The following is a 21192-nucleotide window of genomic DNA, read 5'->3' on the forward strand; positions in this document are numbered from 1 at the left end:
TTTATTACATCGCATTATATTGCTTTGCTATAGTTGTAAAATCCTCTTCAGACTCTGTGATAAGAATTTTTGTGCCTATTGGTATTCGATCAAATAAAACTTCTACGTTCTCATTCATCATTCGGATACATCCTGCTGAAACATTAGCGCCAATTGACTCTGGTTTGTTTGTTCCATGGACACCATATATTCTACCATCCGTATCTTCTGCATCGAATCCAATCCACCGCGAACCTAAAGGATTGTCTGGCGAACCACCAGGGATATTTTTCTTGCGATAATACGGTTCCTTCGCTTTTACGGTAATGGTATGAAGACCATTAGGGGTCAGTTCATTGGTTGCACCAGTGGCTACACGATACACGTTTTGAATTTCACGGTCATCCACATATGCTATCTGATTTGTTTGCTTTTTTACAATTAAAAAAGGTGCATTGGGAGCTGGATTTTCGCCTAATGGCCATAATGGAGAAAGAAATAGCACGATCATAATCGAAATAAATTTCATTAAAACTCCTCCAAATTAAGCTTTTTAATTAGCTTCTCCAGAAAGAGCTATTTTCATTTAGTTTTCTGCAAATTAAACCCTCAATTTGTATCGAGGGGTACTATTCTTTTTTAATATTAAATATTGCTCTATTTCATGTAATAGTCGAAATAAATTAGCACGTGTCTCAAATTCTTGCCTTGTTTTCGGCAAGTCGTCTTCCTCAAATGCTTGTTTTAACGATCGGACAGTTTTAAGATGAATAATCGCAGTGTTTCCTGGATGAATTGCATCTGCTAATTCCTCAAACAGATTTGCCATTTTGTAGGACTGCTCATATAAGCCTGACATTTGACTCACCAATGGTAGCATTCGTTTAAGCAAATCAAATTGCTTTTTTCTCATGATAAAGTAATCATAAAAAGGGTGCCGATCTCGCAATAAATGATTCTCCAAATCACGTACCACCGTTCTTTCCGCTTTATCTAACAGGTTCTCGGTTTCTGTTATTTCTTTACCTGTCCAGGTTTGTTTGCCTTCGCGCAAGTAAATAGCAATTTCTCTAAGTATGATGCTGAAGTTTTTTTCTACTTGTTCTTGCATTTGTTTTAGGTTCGTTTCAAGACTAGGCATATATAGATTTAGTAGTAATGCAATTCCAATCCCAATCGTAATGATTAATAACTCATTTATGAATAAATGCAGTGTCACCTGCTCTGCAGTGTAGAAATGAAGCAAAATAACGGAACTCGTGACAATGCCTGGTGATAAATGAAGCTTTACGGTAGTTGGGATAAATAATAAAAGTAATATACCAATCGATAACGGTTGATAACCTATGAGTTCAAAGATAATTGTAGAGAATAACATCGCTAATAAACAAGCGCCAAACCGATGCCATGAACTCTGAAACGAACGCTTTCGTGTGGGTTGAATGCATAACAGTGTTATGATTCCCGCTGAAACAGAATGATCTAACTGTAATAATTCAGCTAACCAAATTGCCAGTGGTGTTCCAATAGCCGTTTTTATCGTTCTGTAACCAATTCTCACTTATGACTACTCCTTATCACGCGAAAATTTTATATAAAAAAATCCCTTGCTACATAGTGAAAACAAGGGATCATTTCTTTTAAACTTCTGCACAATGTTCATTAAATATATTTTGCAATCGATTTACTACATCCACTGGTCCAAATCCTTCAATATCATGGCGTTCTACCATTGTCACGATTTTTCCATCTTTTAATAATGCGAAAGAAGGAGAAGATGGTGGATAACCTTCGAAATACCCTCTCGCTCTCTCTGTCGCTTCTCTGTCTTGTCCAGCAAAGACGGTGACTAAATGATCTGGTCTTTTATCAAAATGAATTGCATTGGCAGCTGCAGGACGAGCTACTCCTCCTGCACATCCACATGTTGAATTAATCATTACAAGTGTTGTTCCTTTTTCAGCGAATGCTTGATCCACTTCTTCAGGTGTCGTCAATTCTTTATAACCAGCCTCTTGAATATCTTTACGTGCACTATTTACTACGTCATTCATAAAAAGATTAAAATCCATTCTAATCACTCCTATTTTAAGTATCCATGCGCTTGATTTCCTTCTAAACCCATAGTACCAATTTTATCAAGTACTTTCAATTTTGAACAATGATTGCGATTTATTTTTTATATTTCCCGGGCAACCGCAAAAATCGCGCGACCAGTATGTTTATCGACACGTTTTGCGCTACCTTCTTTTTTATGTAATGTAAAAAAGCAGTTGTTGTTCCAACTGCTTTTAAAGTCCACCACAATTTGATTTTGATTTCTTTTTATTTGGTTATTTCTTTCTCCACCATCTGATAATTCTTCTGAAAAAGCGTGTTGTTTTTTCTTATTAGACTTTTTTCTGTGTTCACGCTTCATTTGAATCATTTTCCTCCATATTTGTTGTAAAATACTTATTTTCTCCTAGTGAAAATGAAACATTTCGCAGATTAAATTCCTCTTGTCCAGGATAAGTAATCTGATGTTCAATACGGAGCACATCACCGTTAGACGCCTTTTTCTTATTTAAAAAATAGGAATCCTTATTCATTAGCTAACCCTCCGATTATCCTTTAGAACCTGGGCCATCCTTAGGTCTATTATGATTACTACGATTAAAAAGAATGTCAGTATCTGGTATGCTTTCTTTTGGAGTTTTATTATTCGTTAGTGCTGCGTGTTTCTGTCCTTTTCTTTTACGCACGTATTCCATCTCCTTTCTTGTTTATAGTTTGTGAAGAAAAATCTTCTATAGACAAGGTAAAAAATGTTACGTTAACTTACTCATATTTAAAAAATAACAGTAAAGAATAGGAAAAACAGGAGGGGTCAAGTCATGAATGTTAAAAAGAAAAATAATGAATTAACGCATACTATAGATGAATTGAATCAGGTAATGGATGAGGAGATTAATTTAAAAGAATCAGAAGCGAATCACAGTCTAACGGAATTCGAGAAAGAAATTGTCGAACATAACGTGGAGGGCAAAACTTGGAATACGAGCGATCAATAAAGCTTGAAATGCTTTATTGATCGTTACTGCCTTAAATGAACTACTTTATATCTAAAATAACGCCTACTTCATGTTTGTATTCACTTTTTTTATTATAATTTTCCAATCCACACCAGATTCTATTCGATATTTATTTGCAAATGATTCCTGATTTAACGCTACACCCAGATTATCTAGCGAATTAACATACACAAGCGGATGGCCAACGTTACTATCTGCGAATGATCGCCCATATAGCATCGTACCCTCGTAAACGACTTTGTTCTCTCTTTTGATTACGATGGATAGCATATCACCATAACGAATATCCATCCCCTCAAGATCTTTGCGACTCAGGTTAGTCCAAAGGTTTCCGAATCGAATATCCAAGATATCAACCATACCGATTAATGTATCGTCCTGCACACCGGCTTGTATAATAGGTAACATTTTTATAGAACTAATAGGCAAGTTTGGTCCTACTTGTTTAAATTCTATAACACCAGCCACAAGTCTAGCGCCAGTGTATGCGTATATATCCCGTCCGTGGAACGTATGCGAAGCACCTGAATGAGGTAATCGATTTACTTCTTCATCAATTTCACGTATCTCTTTTATCCCAATTTCTTTCGCAATATGTGTTAATGTTCCATTATTTGGCGTTACAATATATTGATCAGATAACGTCTTAACAACAACACTCTCCCGATCCGTACCTACACCCGGGTCCACAACAGATACAAATACTGTTTCTTTAGGCCAATAATTGACTGTCTGAATTAGTCGATAGGACGCCTCCCACACATTAAAAACAGGTATATCATGTGTTAAATCAAATATTGAAATTGTGTTTTCAACGGAGTAAGCAACACCTTTCATTGCATTCACAGCACCATCACTCACTCCAAAGTCTGATTGCAAAACTAATGCGTTAGTCATCCATAAACTCCCTTCTTCATGAACTTCTCTTACTTTCAAAACGTTTTCCTCTGTAAGTAATAATTGTATGCAAGACCACCAACATTCATCCATTAATATATTTATTTCACAGAATATTATTAGTATTATTTCGATTGGATAAACTTAAATCCCTGCATTGCCTTTTACTCATAAAAAAGTTCATACCCTTAATAAATAGGATATGAACTAAGGGGTAACTATTACCTATTACTCCAATGGAAGCTCGATTAAAAATTCTGTACCTTCGCTCGATGTTGTTACCAACTCAATTGAACCGTTATGGGCTTCCATAATTCTTTGCACAATATTAAGACCTAAACCTGTCCCATTATTCTTGGAGCTTGAGAATGGCTCAAACATTTTAGCTTGGATATAATCTGGTATACCTTTACCGTTATCTTTTATATATAATTGGTATCGATCACCTTTGATGATAGAAGTAACCGAAATTTCACCTTCATCTTTTATCGCATCAACACTGTTACGTAATAAGTTAAGCAACACCTGTTTCATCTGCTTGGCGTCCGCTAAAACGGAAGCTGAGTCAACCTTCACTTCAAATCTAATTCGTGATGAATTATTTATCAAAGGTAAAATTTCATCTATAACCCTGCTTACTTCTACACTACTTATATCAGGAGGACTTGGCTTTGCCATCAACAGCATTTCTTCCACAATAGCGTTCAATCGTTCAATTTCCTTCATCAGTAATGGGATATGAAACTTGTTTCTATCTTCATCTAGTAACGATTTATTCATTAATGAAATAAACCCATAAATAACAGATAAAGGATTACGAATTTCGTGAGCTGAAACAGCTGCCATTTCTCCAACTAATGCTAATTTCTCCGATTGATGCATTCGCTTTGTTATTATTTCCAATTCTGTTATATCTATAAAATAGAAAATTTGTCCGATTTTCACATTTTCAAGGTTATTCATTTTCGTTTGAGAAACCATGAAGTGATAAACCGTTCCATTCCTAACATAATCAATTTTTTTATTATGACAAATCACACCGTCTTTTAGTATATTCCAAAATTCTTTATTTTCTTTTTCAGTTCCAACCTGATCTAAATCAAAGTCTGGAGTATTAAGTTGAAGTAAGTTTCTAGCTGAACTATTTACGTAGTACTCATTATTGGCTTCAAATGTTATAATTCCGACCGGTAAAGAATTAAGAATTTGTTCTGTTTTTAGTTTATCGGTCCATATTTTATTAAAGGACTCTTCTAAACTCACTGACATCGTATTAATAGATTTAGTTAAATGTTGTAGTTCTATTTGCTTGGTTTGTTTCAAAGTTAACCCATAGTGACCATTTGCTATTGTATTTACCTTATTAACCATCTGATCAAGTGGTTTCGTTAAACTCGAACTGATTCGATATGAAGTGACTATCGATAAAATAATTGCACCTATTAATAAAATGAAAAGGTACCATAAAGATTGTTCAATGATTTGAGGAAATCTATTCGTATTTTCTTCTAAAAGAACGTATTCGAATTGTTTACTATCAATTATATCTTCTCTTAAAGATTGAAGTTTTGGAATATATTCTTCATCAATAACTTTTTTAGTTGTTGCAATGTTATCAAATTTCAGCATGCCTTGAACCTTACCTAATATAGTAAAGTCTAATAGGTTAATATCTCTTTCGAACCTTTCTACCGATTCAGGAACTTCTCCATACTTTTCTACCATTTCTTTATTACTCTCTAATTCATTCTTTTCGTAAACTTCCATAAATCCATTCTGAAAATCATTTCGCATGTAACTAGTTACCATGTATTCTTTTATATCTAATTCTTTTTCCCAATAGGTTAACCACACGATTTCAGGAATGTTGTCATCTTTTATTTCCGATGTTACATCACTCACTTTTCCTATGGAGTGAACGAGAATTAGTGCAAAAATACTAAATAATACCGTAATGAATAGGAGAATTGTTAAGATCTTGTTGCGAAACGATAACTTTTGTAATGTGTACTTCATAACAAGTTCTCCTTTAATCTAAAATGATAATCTTTCTCTATTCACACGATCAATCTCTGATTCTATATAAATTAATTCGTCTTCGGTAAACATCGGTCCATATGGAGCCAATTTGTATACACCATCTTCTTCATGTAACATGACTTTTCCAGAAGGGATCCCAGACGTACTATAGTAATCTTGCAGGATTGCTATATAAGCCTGTGGTACATCATTTAAAACACTGGTAAGAACGATATTTTCTGCCATATAAGATTGATCTTCTAAATAACCTATAACGTAAACATCTCTTTCTTTTGCATAATTGATAACAGCTTGGTTATAAGCATTACCTTTAGAATAGATAACATCTACACCATCATCAATCATATCTTTCAGAATCTGCGTAGCCTTGATACCATCATCTCTACTTCCAACATATTCATAGTAGAATTCAATTTTCGAATTATAATATAGTAATCCTTTTTCAAACCCTTGATTTTTACTTCTAGCTTCATCTACATCAATTAACCCTACCTTATTCGAGTTTGTCTTTAAAGCAGCCATGATACCAGCAATATATTCGATTTCATTCTGATCAAATGTATAGACTGATTGATTATCATGAACAGCATCACCATGAATTGTTACAAACTGGGTATCTGCATAGTTTGGTGAAAATTTTGTAAAGAGAGGGGAAAACTCACGACCATGTCCAATAATCACATCTGGTTCGTTTTTTAAGACTTTCTCTAAGGCCTGTTCCATTTTTTCATCCGTGTCGAGGTCGCTCGTAAATTGAACATTAATAGGAAATTGTTCTTCCATCATTATTTTACCTTTGTACGCTAAACCGCCCCAACTTTGGTCGTTTACCACATCTGATGTTAAAACGACAACTTTATCTTTTTCTTGAGCACCTATATTAAATGTATTCATTATCTCTTGTGATTTTAAAGCGATCAACACAATCAAAAATGAAACAACAATCGTTGCAAATAGTAAGATTGTTCTCAGTTGTTTAGATTGCTGCATTCTAATTCTCCTTTACAATAAATTTCCTTCTACGATTATACCTAAAAATCTATTAAAATTATATAAAAAACATCAAAATTCTACTATTTTCGACATTGTATCGCAATACGAAGGATTCATATTGCATTAATATGTAAAAGATTAGATTGTAGCAATACGCAAAATTTTGAAATGATTACTATCTTTGTTAAACTTCCATCCATGCAAAAAAAAAAGCAAAACAGCACAGTATTAGGGCTTTTTGCTTTGTGAAAAATGACTTATAGTTCAAAGTCCCACTCCTCTTTAAGATTCAGGTATAAAGATAGTAGCAGGTCTTCCTCTTGTCTAGTATTCAATTGTTGAACATTTATATCCAACTTAGAAAGTAAAAGAGATGCAACTTGATTTGTTAGTTTGTTTCGCTCCATCCCTGAAACATGTAAAAAACGGTGCACATATGTATATATCAGCTTCCAATCTTTATGATCAAATAATCGTAGAGCATTTTCATTTATATCTATATCTTCTGTTGAAATCCTACTATTTTCAATCTCCTTGTTAAAGCAGTACATTTGCCACTTTTTGCTCTTCTTACATGAACGACAATGGTTCCTGCGACGAGATCTCTCCTAGTCTTTTTTGTTTGGAAAGGAATCAATTGCACTTGTGGAGCGGATAGGATAGTTAATGCGTAGTATGTATCAACTGTGAGGATAACAAAAAAGCCTTTATTAAAAAGGCTTTAGAAATGCTTTGGGTACTTTTGATTCAAATTGTAATGTCTTTCCAGTTGTTGGGTGTTCAAATGATAATACTTTGGCATGAAGTCCAAGTCTACCGATATCATTTTCCTTTGCTCCGTATTTCTTATCACCTACAATTGGATGACCGATTGATTCCATGTGTACACGAATCTGATTCTTTCGACCAGTCTCTAATTGGACTTCAAGTAGTGTTCGACTTTTATTGGATTGCAGCACTTTATAACGTGTTACAGCTTGTTGTCCCCCATTTGGTTTATTACTTGAAAGCATCTTTAGTGTTTTACTTTGTTTCAACCAAGAGTTAATCGTTCCCTCCTGCTTTGTGATTGCTCCTTCCACTAAAGCTATATAAATACGGTCTTTCACTTTTTCTTTCCATGCATTTTGCAATAATTGTTTTACTTTTTCATTCTTGGCAAACATCATGACCCCTGAAGTATCACGGTCAAGACGATGGACAATAAATATTCTATTTTTCGGCTGTTTTTGACGAACATAATCCATCAGTTGTCTGTATGCTGTCATTTCTTTTTCTTTATCAGTTGCAACGGTCAGTAACCCTGCTTGCTTGTCAATAACAATTACATCTTGATCCTCATAGAGAATGGTGAGTCCTGTAAAATCTGTTATTTTGGCAGCCTTATTTTTTTGAATGGAAACGGTAAATCCGGGTAAAAGTTTGTAATTGTGGGCTGTGATGGTTTTATCTTCAACTGAAACTTGTCCTCTCGTTAACATAGACTTCACTTTATTTCGGCTTTTACTCGAAAGTACCTCTAGTAAGAAGGGGAGTAGTTCTGACTCGTTTTGCACGCTATATTCCAGTGTATTTGTTGGTTGCTTTGTATTGGTGAACTTTTTTTTCATGTTCAGTCTCCTATCTATGTTCAATGTTCAATCTTCATCCTTTACATCTATATCTTCAGGAATTGGTTCATTTAAAATTTGTTGAATTAACTCTCGATATTTCTCCACTTGCTCTTTATGTGTATTGAACTGTTCTTTGTTTATAAGATATTGTTCTCCATCAAACAATGCCCGTATTCGTTTAGTCAAAATTAACTTTTGTATGTACTGTTCATCCATATCTAGATATTCAGCTGTTTCTTTTACGGTTAGATACATTCATCGTTCATTCCTTTATCTTTTAAGATTACTTGTCTTATCATACACATTATACGTTATATTTGGTCAATTACTATGCATGGCTATATTTTTAATTAGAATAAGCTAATCACAAATAACAACTTTAAAGCTAGTATGCTATCAATCTCTTTTCCTTTATAATATACCTAAAAAGAAAATAAAAGGATGTTCATTTTGAAGAAACTAATTGGATTAATCTTGGTGATCTGTTTTATTTTAATTTCGATGATGCTCCCTAAAGAAAAGCAAGCTTTTTCCGCAACATACGTGACTCATGCAACGCACGCTCCTCATGAAAAATCGATAGACCAACATATGAAATTTGTCCAAGCAATAACTTACCAACAACTGCTATTTCATGCAGGAAAAATTACAAAGGAATACGTGAAGCCCCCAAAACAATGGGGATTATCTGTTGATGGGGTCAAGCAACGACTTGATACAGATGACAGAGTAATTGCCTTAACCTTTGACGCGTGTGGTTCCGAAACAGGTAACGGTATCGATCAGGATCTCATTGATTTCTTAATTGCACATGATATTTCTGCCACTTTATTTTTTAACAAACGTTGGATTGATCATAACAAAGATGAATTTATACAAATAGCTTCGAACGATCAATTTCAGATTGAAAATCATGGTACACACCATAAACCACTTAGCGTGAATGGACAACAAGCCTATGGAATAAATGGAACAAGTTCGCCTCAGGAAGTGATAGCAGAGGTAATGGAAAACTACCAAACCATCTATCAATTGACAGGGATTAAATCCAGATATTTCCGGTCAGGAACTGCACATTATGATGAGGTTTCTGTTAGTCTACTTCAATCACTTGGTATGGAAGTAGTTAATTTTGATATTAATGGTGATGCAGGTGCAACCTATTCTGCTAATCAAGTAAAACAATCCTTATTACAAGCACAACCTGGATCAATCGCTATTATGCATATGAATCAACCAGACTCCGGAACCGCTGAAGGTGTAAAAATGGCAGTTCCATTATTGCAAAAGAAAGGATTCCATTTTGTTAAACTTGAAGAATATCCGATCATAGAATAGGAAAAGAGCAATCAAATGATTGCTCTTTTTAAGCTAAAGGCTCAGCCACTTCCTCAGCTTCCATTTCTTGAGGGAAGTGTTACCCGAAAATATTATCTATAAATAAACGAATGACATCTGCTCCGCCAATAAATGTCCCTAGGGAACTACCTAGATTAGCTAAGACAACGACAAGTAAAATCCTTGTGACCTTATTATTCCAAAAACCTTTTACGCTCGTTACATCTTCAGAGATTGTCTCGAAATCGCCAACGTTTGGGCGACGTATAAACGCTTGAACAATTCCAGCGAACCATCCTGCTGCAAGTAGCGGATTTAAAGAAGTAATTGGTGCAGCAATAAAGGCAGTTAGAATCGCTAGAGGATGTCCCAATGCAATTGCTGTTCCAATCGCTGATAAGGTACCATTCCAAAGTAACCAACTAAGTGCTTGTTGAATGCCACTGGATGGATTTGTATAAAATGTATAAGCAATAATAGATAAAATAAGGATAGGGATAGCCCAAGCGATTATCTTTGGTGCTTTAGACTTCGGAGGAATCCTTGTTAATTTACCTAAATCCTGTTCTTTATGGATTTCTTCTTTAATTCCAGGAACATGGGCTGCACCTAAGACAGCAACAACTTTTTCTCCTGGAGCATGCTTAATTTTCTGTGCTAAGTATTGATCACGTTCGTCTATTAATGGCCCCTTTAATTTAGGGAATGATTCTGTTAACTCATTTAACATAGAGCTTAACATGTCTTGCGTTTTCATTTTTTCTAGTTCTTCTTCTGTTATACTTTCATTACTAAAAATACTGTACACAACACTCATCATTAGCTTCGCTTTCCCAGAAAACCCTACTTGGTGCCAGATTCTTGAGAATGTGATTTGTATATTTCTATCAGCTAATACCAACTCCGCCCCAATCTCATTGGCAGAGTCTATCCCTTGAATCATTTCTTGTCCAGGGGTAATGTCTAATTGCTTTGCCATCCTTTTTTGAAAAGAAGACACGACAAGGTTCATTAATAAGAGCGATGCTTTTTTTTCTTTAATCACCTTAAATATATCCATTTCCTTCCAACGACTACCATCTTTTATCGATTGATACCGCTGCTCATCCAATTCCACACAAACAGAATCAGGTTTTTCTGCTTCTATTACTTGTTTTACTTGCTCAGCACTCTGTTTTGATATGTGTGCCGTTCCTATTAAAATATATTCTTTCTCTCCAATTACGATTCTGGTAATGTTCTCTTCCGTCATATACTACCGTCCTTTTACTGGTATCATTCATTTTTCTTCAAGCATAAAAATAAGACTAAACATATCATATCATTTTTTTACTACAGCAACATACATTGTTTCTTTTATATTGAAAAAAATCAGCCTCTTAGTTAAAGGGGAGGCTGATTTCAATTCATCTCTTAAACCAATTACCGCTAGTTCTTCTTATTTTGTCTTCTTCAGTCAAAAAGCGAATGAAATTATTTATCGCTAGGAACGGTTGTTGTTGAATCAGTTCGACGTATTCTTTTTTGTTATGTTCTGAAACAAACTGACTTTTATTCACTCGATCTATCATATAATCATTTGTCATTTGCTGCATTTCTAGTTTTTTCTGCTTCCCTTCCTTAAGCAACGCAAACCCTATTGCTGCTAGAAGAGCATAAAAAACGGAAGTCCACAACAATTCTTGGTTCATGCCCCCATAAAACAGTAGTACTGATAATTGAAATAGAGAAAGAGTAATCATTGGCACAGAGAACATGATATATCTCGTTCGGACCTTCATAATTGGACCAATTAGCTTTTGGATACTTTCTAATTCAACTTGTGCGCTCTTCGGCAATTTATTAACAACTTGATGGAAATCGTTCATAAGAAGTATCACCCTTCCGAAATGATTTGATCAAACTGATAATCCAAACTTGATGATTAATTACAACGTTCATTTAGTTATACATTTATTATAGCTCCTCTAAATGGGTTAAATCAAAAATTCAGAACTATTTCAGAGAAGTGATCGGCCATCCTTATATTTAAATAGTTCAACTTCTTTAGAAAATTCATCTAAATGATTCATATTTATATACGCGTAATAACAACTCTCCAATGTTCGATAAAGTGATTCAAAATATAAGTTTTTCCCAATGAGAACAGATAACTGATGGGATAAAGCATTTTTCGTTCGTACATTTTTAAGTACTAATATCGATTGAACAGCGCGATATTTTGCTTTGTAAAGTAATTGATCTAATGTAATTGTATGTTTTCTGTTTACTAGTTGCTTAAAAGGCTTCACATTATAGTTTATCTCGATTTTATCTATCCTAGAAATTAAATATTGTAACTTTAATTGGAGTTCAATTTGATCGATCAAGCCAACATTATAATCATGGACAAGTTCAATTAATGCTTGGATTAGTTCATCAATCAGTTTCACAAGATCACCTTTCTAATGTGCAAATTCTTCGTTTGTATGTGATGGGTATTATGAGATTGTTTAGGCTATCTTCTATTCTATCCTGAGAATGAACCAAAAAAACCTCTGATCTGAGATAAGATCAAAAGGTTTATTGAAAAATATCATATGAAATCACGTTGACTTATTTTGCTCCTTTATACGCGTTACATATCTATCTCCAATCGAAAACAGCCATTGTAACGCTAGACCTTGCATAACAATTCCTACAATCGTTGTAACAGTTAACAACCAGATGGAGATTGTGTTTTGAATATCAATTATTTGGTGACCGAAAAATAATAAATGAGAAAATACAACATATAAAGCACTATAATAAGTATCAATTGCACTTTCTACATGTAACAGAATAGATGCTTCCACTAATAACAAAGAGAATAAAGTAATACCAATCAAAGTTGTTGAAACATACGATAGTTTATTCATATAAGGCATTACATAGTATTTTGTTATCGTCTTTAATCTAAACAAATAGAACACACGAACAATTCTAGCTATCTGGAAAAATTGATCAAAAGGTATAATGGCAATAACTAAAAACGGATTCTTTTTAACAAACTCCCACCTATGCTTTGACTTCACCAATCGTACGACAAAATCAAGGAAGAAGAATGCCCAAACAACCCAATTAATGGTCGAATTGTAATTGTGATCTGTCCAAAGTGTAATAATTGTAACCATTACTAACAGTATCATAATTGCCTCATATACGCTTTTCGCTATCTTTTGCATATTATGACCCCTTCATTACACTTACTATTATCCTAGTCGATAAACTAAAAAACGTTCATACGGATTAGAATCAACTAATATTGGTACAGCTATCTCTTGCTTTAGTGAGAATGTAGTTTGATAATTTAAAAAATAAACATAATCATCAGACCCATAATAAATAATCAGTTCAATCTCTCTAGGATTTTTTTCTACAGACCTAAGAATATTATTAATAATACGCATGAAGATTTGAACTGTAAATGGATTAAAAAAATAAAATTTGTTATCATTTTCGTTTATTTGATAGCCCTCCGCTAAACAATGATACAAATGTATATTATCATGCTTTACTAGTTGATTTTGACGGATATAGCTCAGAGAATTATTCCTAGCGGATTCGTAGAACGATTGATTCATCTCAATTCCGATAACAGTTGCCTGATAGAAATAATGAATAAAAAAAATCAAACGCCCTTTTCCACAGCCAAAATCAACGATCCGATCACTGCTTACTATTTTATGATGCTCAAATAATACTTGTAATGCACTGTACGGAGTTGGTTCATACCGATGATAATGAACATTTGAATGATCAAACGTTTCACTATATTTACTGGTTTCTATATGGAGGTATTTGTCATAGTTTCGTTCTAACATAATTTCACCTTTTCATAACATTAAAGAATGTGTTACATAGTAATCATACCATTTATCCCTTTAAGCCGCTCTTTTCCTCTAGTTTTTCTTCATATTTGATATAAAATCCGACATATCTAACCCACCCGCTCCTCGAGTAACTGCTTTTAGTAAAATTTGAACTTGTGCTTTTTTAGAAAGAGTTAAGCATTTCTTTGCCATTGTATTCAGTACATTAACATCGCAACTCATAACCAACTTACTTCTCACGATAATAGAAAGCCAAACATAGCGGAGGAAAAACACGAGACTCCTGTGGGAAAGGAACAGTCTGAAGACCCGCAGTGAGCGTTCTTTGCGAGTGAGGAGGCTGAAGCGTTCCCCACGGAAAGCGAGTGTTTTTCCGCAGCGTCGTTCTAGCACTCATCCCATAAATACCGTAAGGAAGTTACTGCGTAGTTTATATATTAATCTGCAATAACAACCATCCTGACTCTCATCTCAAAGGTATAAGTATTCCTGGTAAATCTTCAAAGCTATATACTTTTTCTCTATTTTAAATGCTTAAGAGGAAACATTAGGTAAACAGACGTGTTAAAATATAACTATACTAAAGTGCAGAGGTGATTTGGATGGAAAGACGGAGTATGATCATAGCGGAAGAACTGGATCAAGAGCTAATTAGTAAGATCAAAAATATAATTCCTGATTGGAATGTTTACACAGGAAAAGATAGTACTGTTTGGGAGAAGCATATCCAAGATGCAGAGGTCATCGCTGGTTGGAATAAACAAATTGCCGAGTCATGCTTACAGAATGGTACTAAGCTTAAGTGGATTCAAAGTTGGAGTGCTGGAGTGGATAGCTATCCAATTGACAGTTTTGCTAAGCATGATATCTTGTTAACAAGCGCAAATGGTGTGCATGCCTTTCCGATATCCGAAACAATTTTTGCAATGATGCTTTCACTCACAAGAAAAATCCATGCATATGTTCAAAACATGTCAGAGCGAGTATGGAAGCACGAAAGTTTAAAACTAGAACTACATAATAAAACAATTGGCATTCTTGGCGTAGGTGCAATCGGAACAGAAACTGCCAAGATCGCTAAAGCATTTGGGATGCATGTTATTGGTATAAGAAACGCTAAAAAACCTGCTAGTTATTTTGATGAAATAGCAACCATGGATGAACTGCATGATTTATTACCAAAATGTGATTATGTGGTAGTTACTTTACCGTTAACTGACCAAACGTACCACATTTTTGGTGAAGAAGCGTTTAATAAGATGAAAGATTCTAGCTTTTTTATTAATATTGGCCGCGGACAATTAGTTGATGAGCCTGCTCTTATAAAGGCACTACAAGAAAAGCAAATCGCTGGTGCCGGCTGTGATGTGTTTGAACAAGAACCATTGCCATATGAGAGTCCTCTCTGGAATATGGATAATGTTATCATAACTCCTCACACGGCGGGTTCAACAGAATACTATCATCAAAGAGTTGTTGATGATATCTTAATACCGAATTTATTACAATATTTGAATGGTCATACGCCATCAGTAAACTTAGTTGATTATAAAAGAGGATATTAAGGAATTGGTCGGGTGAATTAATCCCGGCTTTTTTTTGGCATTTTAAGGATTAAAGTAAAAATAGCACTTGCCAAAACTAATACCATTAGTTATTGTTAAACTAATGGTGTTAGTTTTATAAATTATAATGAGGTGATCGATAATTGAGTGCTTATAAAACAGTAACAAAGGTGAGTTTTTTTGAACATTTTTTTCCTGTAAATTGTTATTTGGTTGAAGAAGAACATGAGTTAACCCTAATTGATGCAGCTTTACCCTTCAGCGCAAAACGAATACAAAAAGTAGCTAAATTACTTGGGAAGCCCATTACAAAAATTTTATTAACACATGGCCATGAAGATCATGTAGGCTCCTTAGACAAACTAAAAGAACATCTCCCAGAACTAACTGTCTACATTTCTGAACGTGATTCTCACCTGTTAGCTGGTGATCGTTCCTTATTTCCTTCCGAACCTGAAACACCAATTCGTGGAGGGGTACCCAAAAATGTCAAAACGAAAGCGGATGTATGGGTCAAAGATGGAGATCAAATCGGATCGTTACTTGCTATAGCAACTCCAGGACATACACCAGGTTCAATGTCTTTTTTAGATGTACGAAATAACTGTGTTATTGCAGGTGATGCCTTCCAAACAAAAGGAGCATTAGCAGTATCTGGTGACTTACAATGGAGTTTCCCCTTCCCTGCTTTAGCAACATGGAATAAAGAAAAAGCGATTGAAAGCGCCCAAAAGCTATTGGCATATAATCCTACCAAATTATTTGTAGGACACGGGCCTGTTATACTAGAACCAGAAACATTAATGGAGCAAGCAATATTGCGTGCAGAACATAAATTAACTCAATAACACACCGAGGAGGTTTACTAAATCATGTCACCTAGAATTGGTCTATCTAAACAAAAAGTATTAGAAGCAGCAATTAATATTGCAGATGACGAAGGTATAGAAAAAGTCACTATGGCAACAATTGCAAAGAAATTGAATATTAAGCCCCCGTCTCTTTATAACCACATAAGTAGTCTATCCGCGTTGAAAACAGAAATGGCACTAGTAGGTATACAACAGCTTTATAGTAGCATGAAGGCTAATATGGAAGGTATTAGTGGTGACGAGAGAGTAATTGCACTTAGCAAGGGTTATTTAAATTTTGCGAGAAATCATCCTGGGTTATATGAATCTACGCTTGCTGCACCGAATGCTCAAGACAAAGAGATTTATGAAGCAGCCAATAAAATTGTGCAACTTGCAGTTCAAACAATCAAACATTACAATTTCACAAAAGAAGAAGAGTTACACGTTGTTAGAGGATTAAGAAGCCTTCTTCACGGATTCTCCTCCCTAGAAAAAGCAAATGGGTTTGGTATTCCAATTAAACTTAACCATAGTTTCGATTATATAATGACAACATATTTGAAAGGTATGAAACGATAAAAATGAATAGCGCTAAAAGCCTAATATTAGATACATTAGTCATTTGTCCTGAACGAATTAAGTTCACTCTCATAAAGTAAAGTAGAAAGAAATTAAGGGGGTGTTGTTTAAGTGAGTTTCTTCGGAGGATATGGTTATGGTAATGGTTATCCTGCTAATGGCGCTGGTTATGGCTACGGTGCTGGTGCTGGTTATGGCTACGGTGCTGGTGCTGGTTATGGTGCTACTGGATATGGTGCCGGTGGTGGTTTCGCGCTAATCGTTGTTCTATTTATCTTGCTAATCATTGTAGGTGCATCTTTTTATAACTAATATACAATTTATCTCTTTTAAATAGAAAGAGGAAACCCGATTATAGGGTTTCCTCTTCATTGTTTATTTCTACATATACAGATTAGCCTACAATATGGTAACCTGAATCCACATGTATGACTTCCCCTGTTACCCCTCGAGAAATAGGACTTAACAATGATAATGTCATATCCCCGACCTCTTCTTGCGTTACATTTCTTTTTAATGGAGCCTTCTTCTCAATGTCGTGTAACATTTGATTAAATGATGGAATACCCTTGGCCGCTAGGGTTCGGATCGGACCCGCTGAAATAGCATTTACCCTTATGTTCACGTCGCCTAAGTCTAAAGCCAAATACCTGACAGCTGATTCTAGAGCAGCTTTTGCTACACCCATTACCTTATAACCATCAAGTGCACGCTCTGCACCCAGTGCGCTCATGGTTACAATAGACCCACCATCTACCATACATGCTCTAGCCTCTCTTGTAACTGCAATTAAAGAGTAAGCACTAGAATCTTGTGCAAAAGCATAACCTTCTCTTGTTGTCTCAACAAAATCCCCTTTCAAATCCTCTCCATGCGCGAAAGCAATAGAATGAACCACTCCATTTATTGTTCCGGCATTTTCTTTAATTTCATTAAATGCATGTTTAATGCTCTCATCATCATTGACATCACACTGCACTACAAGTTCAGCTTGGTAACCATGGTCCTCTAACAACTTGTTTAATTTACTTAAAGAACGTTCTTTTCGATATGTAAATATTAATCGTGCACCTGCTTTGTAAAGTGATTGCGCAACTCCCCATGCAAGACTTCTTTCATTTGCTACTCCCATAATGACAAAAACTTTATCTTTTACTTTTAAAATATCTTCCATAATTTCCTCCATCTTTTAACATCTTTTCCTAAGATTTAAATAAACGTACTCCACTTTGTTAATCTTCATTAACTTTCATGTAATTTAACTTATTTTACAAAGATAGTCAAATCCTTCTCTACCTTACGTGTAGCAATACCTTCCTAGGATAATAAATCATCTAAATAGTAAGTCCCACTTTCTAAGTTGATAAGTGGGACTTACTTTCATTAATTATTTTATTGTTAATCTATTTCTTTTAACCTATTTCCCTACAAAATAGGTTTCCGTCGGTCCAAGATAGCTATTTGCAGGTTTCTTTCCATCAGGATAGATGACTAGCTTTTCTAATACAAAACCTGGGCTCACTGCATGGATTCTTAAGGTATTTAATCCTTCTTTACAATTAATCTTACTAACGTGCTTGTGGATGTTATCCAGTACACCTTCTGCCCAATCATCGCCACCTACACGGTATCCTTCAGGAAGTACATTTTCAATATTAATGTCATCCGTATTGACTTGGATTCCACAGTAAATGGTATTATCCTTCGCTACTGGATTGGAAGGTTGCATATAGAATTCTAACTCATAGTTCCCAGCTTCCTGTACTACGAATTGATATTCCAGATAAGGTGCGTCATCACCGGCAGTATAATACGATGTTGTAGGAAATGCCTTAACTGCAGATCGTGTTTTTCCATATCCTTCAAGTACTTTAAATCTATTTATATCACCCTGCTGATTTGTTGTATCTTTACGCTGAGAAAAATGTTCAGCCTCAATAGAAATGTAACCATTTGTATCAACAAAGGTCATCTTAGGATATTCACTAAAATCCTCATTCGTTGCATTTACAATGATTTCACAAGTTCCGATTGACATTTTGACAACAATACGTCCTTCAGTCTCACCATTCATTGCACTTCGATCAATCTTCACATCAATATCTTCTTTTGTTTTTTCCTTACCATCAAGGCTTCCGCTAGTCTTCGAACAAGTTAACCATTTAGTTTCACAGGTAATTTCATACTCTGCATCTAAATCACTTACACTAGAGATAGTAAAAGATGCTTCTTCAATATCTGGTTGTAAGAAGTCATTTAGATAAAGTTTATTGTCATGCCATTCAGGACCCTCGCAAAACCGTTCTGTGCCATCTATCGTGACTACCATTCTTGGTTTATTCGCAGGTAGAACATTCATCAGTATCGGATACTGCGCTTCTTCTTCATTCCAATGAATAAATCCGATATGCTCAGAAAGCCCCATTCCAAACCATTTACCATCATCTATAGTATGAAACTGTTCTACCAGTTCACGGTCCTTCTTGAAGCAACCTTTAATCTGCTCTGACAATTTGTTTGCTTCCATTTTACGCAATTTCGCATCATAATGATTTTTTGTCGTAAGTAACCACATTTTCTGTAAGTTAAGGTTTCCTACTGCAGGATAATAAACGAGTGAGAAATAAGTGGAAAAATCCTCTTTATCAACTTTTTCATATAATTCTTCTGCAATATTTAATAGGTAATCAATTTGCTCTAATGTATGATCCGTTTCCTTATAATTTACCGGATGGTACACATTTGCATGCATTGCCTCAGGTCTGCGTTTATGTGCAATCTTTGTGTAACCTGTGAGTAATTCAAATACTTTCTCTTTATCTTCCTCAGTGAATACACCATCAAACTGTCTTTCCATCCATTGTCTCGTATAGAGTTCAGTTGAATTAATCGCATTTGTACCCCATTTATCAAAGTCGTAAGCCAAATCCATAAAGTAAGATAATGGGAACTCCTGTGTAGCAACATCACCAACATTTACAATCCATAGATCACGAACACCAAAATCGTAAGCCATCGTCATCTGCTCCCAAACTTTTGGAAGGTAAGAACTGTTAATCCATTCGTACGATACTGGTCCACCATGGTAATCAAAATGATAATACATACCATAACCACCTGAATGACTACGCATTTCTTCTGTAGGTAATGTACGTAAGTTACCATGGTTATCATCACATAACATCAAAATGACATCTTCAAGCTCTTCCGAATTCATTAACCCTGGTGTATTTTCGTCCCCATAAAAGAATGGTTCCACCTCTTTGTAAAGCGCTAGCATTCTAGGAACTTCTGAAAGGTTAGGGTTTACATTTTCCTCGATTAACTTGTTTTGTGTCTGGATCACATCTCGTAGATATTCAATGTTATCAGCTAAGGTAGATTCTTTCCCCATAATGGATGTATCTTGTTCACCACGCATACCAACTGTGATGACGTTCTCAAATTTACCACCACGCTTTAAACCGTCTTCCCAGAACTTTGTAATTCCTTCTCTATTCGAAACGAAATTCCAAGCATCTCCATACTTAGAATCTTTACCACGTAGGTATTTGTATTCCTCTCCATAACGCAAAGCAGGCTCATGGTGAGATGCCCCCATTACCACGCCATATTCATCTGCCAATTCAGCATTGGCTAAGCCAGGCCCCTCATCAAAAAATCGTGCTGACCACATTGCGGGCCACATGTAATTTCCTTTCATTCTTAGCAATAGCTCAAAAATATGCTCATACATTTCTGCATTAAAGCCACCAAATCGCTTCATCGTCCAGTTACCAAAGGCTGGCCATTCATCATTGATGAAGAAACCACGATAGCGAACAGATGGCTCTTTCGATACATATGTTAAGTCTCCACTTAGAGATAGAGAAGCTTTACGTTTTGGTTTTACATCAGCCCAATCTACTAGTGGAGAAACACCCATAAGCTCTGATAGATGAAATAAACCATAGATTGTACCACGTTTATCACTTCCCGCGATTACAAGTGCTTTTTCAACACCTTCAAATGGTCGGTCTACCACTTTAAATAGAAAAACTTCTCTCTTACCTGTAACTTCAGATAAATCTACTAGTTTTTTCTCTTCAAGCTCCTGAAGCATTGGGCTATGACCGACTGTTCCATACAACACTGCAGTCTTCCCTAGCTTCGTTCTGTCCATCGTTGCTTGTGGCGCATCACCAAAAACTAACTCCACATCGTGCATAACCTTTTTAGCAATCTTATTCACACCACTAAACGCATCTTCTTCCTGATAAAATAATGACCCCTGTCCTAATATCTCTTGATTAATAATAAATTCCATAAAAATCCCTTTCTACTTTATACTTTCCAACTCTATCTGAACTTCATTAGAGGCTACATACATTAGCACTAGTTTTTTCTGTGCGATTTTAAATTTGCAGTTT

The 21192-nt window shown here is 35.2% G+C and carries 25 protein-coding genes; 6 read left to right on the forward strand and 19 right to left on the reverse strand.

Annotated features, from left to right (window positions below; all coding sequences use genetic code 11):
• Positions 1–4 precede the first annotated feature (4 nt).
• The 6 genes from NYQ66_RS17135 to NYQ66_RS17160 form a co-directional block, all read right to left on the reverse strand.
• Positions 5–508, reverse strand: coding sequence for a L,D-transpeptidase (locus tag NYQ66_RS17135; protein WP_259871236.1), 504 nt, complete (start codon positions 506–508; stop codon positions 5–7).
• A gap of 72 nt (positions 509–580) precedes the next feature.
• Positions 581–1540: an aromatic acid exporter family protein gene (locus NYQ66_RS17140; RefSeq protein WP_259871237.1), complete on the reverse strand. Its 960-nt coding sequence runs from the start codon at positions 1538–1540 to the stop codon at positions 581–583.
• A 79-nt stretch (positions 1541–1619) separates the two neighbouring features.
• Complete coding sequence (locus NYQ66_RS17145; RefSeq protein WP_272479893.1) at positions 1620–2051, reverse strand: BrxA/BrxB family bacilliredoxin; 432 nt, start codon at positions 2049–2051, stop codon at positions 1620–1622.
• A 107-nt stretch (positions 2052–2158) separates the two neighbouring features.
• Entirely contained in the window at positions 2159–2407 is a 249-nt protein-coding gene (locus NYQ66_RS17150; protein WP_259871238.1) for a hypothetical protein, read from the reverse strand.
• Positions 2388–2570, reverse strand: coding sequence for a hypothetical protein (locus NYQ66_RS17155; protein WP_259871239.1), 183 nt, complete (start codon positions 2568–2570; stop codon positions 2388–2390). Before NYQ66_RS17155 ends, NYQ66_RS17150 begins: the two co-directional genes overlap by 20 nt.
• Positions 2571–2585: 15 nt before the next feature.
• Positions 2586–2723 (reverse strand): hypothetical protein, encoded by a 138-nt coding sequence (locus NYQ66_RS17160; RefSeq protein ID WP_259871531.1) that lies wholly within the window; start codon positions 2721–2723, stop codon positions 2586–2588.
• Positions 2724–2855: 132 nt separating this feature from the next.
• Between NYQ66_RS17160 and NYQ66_RS17165 the strand changes: the two genes are divergently transcribed.
• Positions 2856–3032 carry a hypothetical protein gene (locus NYQ66_RS17165; protein ID WP_259871240.1) on the forward strand — a complete coding sequence of 59 codons (177 nt, stop codon included), beginning with the start codon at positions 2856–2858 and terminating at the stop codon, positions 3030–3032.
• Between the two features lie 63 nt (positions 3033–3095).
• Here NYQ66_RS17165 and NYQ66_RS17170 read toward each other — a convergent pair whose 3' ends face one another.
• The 6 genes from NYQ66_RS17170 to NYQ66_RS17195 all read right to left on the reverse strand — a co-directional run bounded on the left by NYQ66_RS17170 (position 3096) and on the right by NYQ66_RS17195 (position 8851).
• Entirely contained in the window at positions 3096–3950 is an 855-nt protein-coding gene (locus NYQ66_RS17170) for an SAM hydrolase/SAM-dependent halogenase family protein (protein ID WP_259871242.1), read from the reverse strand.
• Positions 3951–4178: 228 nt separating this feature from the next.
• Positions 4179–5966: an ATP-binding protein gene (locus NYQ66_RS17175; RefSeq protein WP_259871244.1), complete on the reverse strand. Its 1788-nt coding sequence runs from the start codon at positions 5964–5966 to the stop codon at positions 4179–4181.
• 18 nt (positions 5967–5984) lie between these two features.
• On the reverse strand, positions 5985–6980 hold the full coding sequence (locus NYQ66_RS17180; protein WP_259871245.1) for a BMP family ABC transporter substrate-binding protein: 996 nt from the start codon (positions 6978–6980) through the stop codon (positions 5985–5987).
• A gap of 260 nt (positions 6981–7240) precedes the next feature.
• Positions 7241–7534, reverse strand: a complete 294-nt coding sequence (locus NYQ66_RS17185; protein ID WP_259871247.1) for a hypothetical protein — start codon at positions 7532–7534, stop codon at positions 7241–7243.
• 159 nt (positions 7535–7693) lie between these two features.
• Positions 7694–8593, reverse strand: coding sequence for an RluA family pseudouridine synthase (locus NYQ66_RS17190; RefSeq protein ID WP_259871249.1), 900 nt, complete (start codon positions 8591–8593; stop codon positions 7694–7696).
• Between the two features lie 27 nt (positions 8594–8620).
• Positions 8621–8851 (reverse strand): excisionase family DNA-binding protein, encoded by a 231-nt coding sequence (locus NYQ66_RS17195; protein ID WP_259871250.1) that lies wholly within the window; start codon positions 8849–8851, stop codon positions 8621–8623.
• 195 nt (positions 8852–9046) lie between these two features.
• On the opposite strand from NYQ66_RS17195, the gene NYQ66_RS17200 reads away from it, so the two are divergent.
• A complete protein-coding gene (locus tag NYQ66_RS17200) occupies positions 9047–9934 on the forward strand; it encodes a polysaccharide deacetylase family protein (protein WP_259871251.1) in 888 nt (295 codons plus the stop codon).
• Between the two features lie 79 nt (positions 9935–10013).
• Here the strand turns inward: NYQ66_RS17200 and NYQ66_RS17205 are convergent, their stop codons facing one another.
• The 5 genes from NYQ66_RS17205 to NYQ66_RS17225 form a co-directional block, all read right to left on the reverse strand.
• The gene (locus tag NYQ66_RS17205; RefSeq protein ID WP_259871252.1) at positions 10014–11186 is read right to left on the reverse strand and encodes a TraB/GumN family protein; all 1173 of its coding nucleotides are present in this window, start codon (positions 11184–11186) and stop codon (positions 10014–10016) included.
• A gap of 154 nt (positions 11187–11340) precedes the next feature.
• Positions 11341–11802: a YwnF family protein gene (locus tag NYQ66_RS17210; RefSeq protein WP_259871254.1), complete on the reverse strand. Its 462-nt coding sequence runs from the start codon at positions 11800–11802 to the stop codon at positions 11341–11343.
• A 132-nt stretch (positions 11803–11934) separates the two neighbouring features.
• Positions 11935–12366, reverse strand: a complete 432-nt coding sequence (locus tag NYQ66_RS17215) for a hypothetical protein (protein WP_259871256.1) — start codon at positions 12364–12366, stop codon at positions 11935–11937.
• 153 nt (positions 12367–12519) lie between these two features.
• Entirely contained in the window at positions 12520–13137 is a 618-nt protein-coding gene (locus tag NYQ66_RS17220; RefSeq protein WP_259871258.1) for a transporter, read from the reverse strand.
• A 27-nt stretch (positions 13138–13164) separates the two neighbouring features.
• A complete protein-coding gene (locus tag NYQ66_RS17225) occupies positions 13165–13776 on the reverse strand; it encodes an SAM-dependent methyltransferase (RefSeq protein ID WP_259871260.1) in 612 nt (203 codons plus the stop codon).
• Between the two features lie 611 nt (positions 13777–14387).
• Between NYQ66_RS17225 and NYQ66_RS17230 the strand changes: the two genes are divergently transcribed.
• From NYQ66_RS17230 to NYQ66_RS17245, 4 genes are all read left to right on the forward strand, one after another.
• Positions 14388–15350 carry a D-2-hydroxyacid dehydrogenase gene (locus NYQ66_RS17230; RefSeq protein WP_259871262.1) on the forward strand — a complete coding sequence of 321 codons (963 nt, stop codon included), beginning with the start codon at positions 14388–14390 and terminating at the stop codon, positions 15348–15350.
• A gap of 143 nt (positions 15351–15493) precedes the next feature.
• Entirely contained in the window at positions 15494–16198 is a 705-nt protein-coding gene (locus NYQ66_RS17235) for an MBL fold metallo-hydrolase (RefSeq protein ID WP_259871264.1), read from the forward strand.
• Between the two features lie 24 nt (positions 16199–16222).
• Positions 16223–16783, forward strand: coding sequence for a TetR/AcrR family transcriptional regulator (locus NYQ66_RS17240; protein WP_259871266.1), 561 nt, complete (start codon positions 16223–16225; stop codon positions 16781–16783).
• Positions 16784–16894: 111 nt separating this feature from the next.
• Complete coding sequence (locus tag NYQ66_RS17245; protein ID WP_272479895.1) at positions 16895–17095, forward strand: YjcZ family sporulation protein; 201 nt, start codon at positions 16895–16897, stop codon at positions 17093–17095.
• A gap of 82 nt (positions 17096–17177) precedes the next feature.
• Here the strand turns inward: NYQ66_RS17245 and fabI are convergent, their stop codons facing one another.
• Complete coding sequence (fabI, locus tag NYQ66_RS17250; protein ID WP_272479896.1) at positions 17178–17957, reverse strand: enoyl-ACP reductase FabI; 780 nt, start codon at positions 17955–17957, stop codon at positions 17178–17180.
• Positions 17958–18200: 243 nt separating this feature from the next.
• Positions 18201–21089, reverse strand: coding sequence for a glycosyl hydrolase 115 family protein (locus tag NYQ66_RS17255; protein WP_259871267.1), 2889 nt, complete (start codon positions 21087–21089; stop codon positions 18201–18203).
• Positions 21090–21192: the final 103 nt, after the last annotated feature.

Origin of the sequence: Aquibacillus koreensis, from assembly GCF_025154055.1 — a bacterium.
Lineage (GTDB): Bacteria > Bacillota > Bacilli > Bacillales > Amphibacillaceae > Aquibacillus_C > Aquibacillus_C koreensis.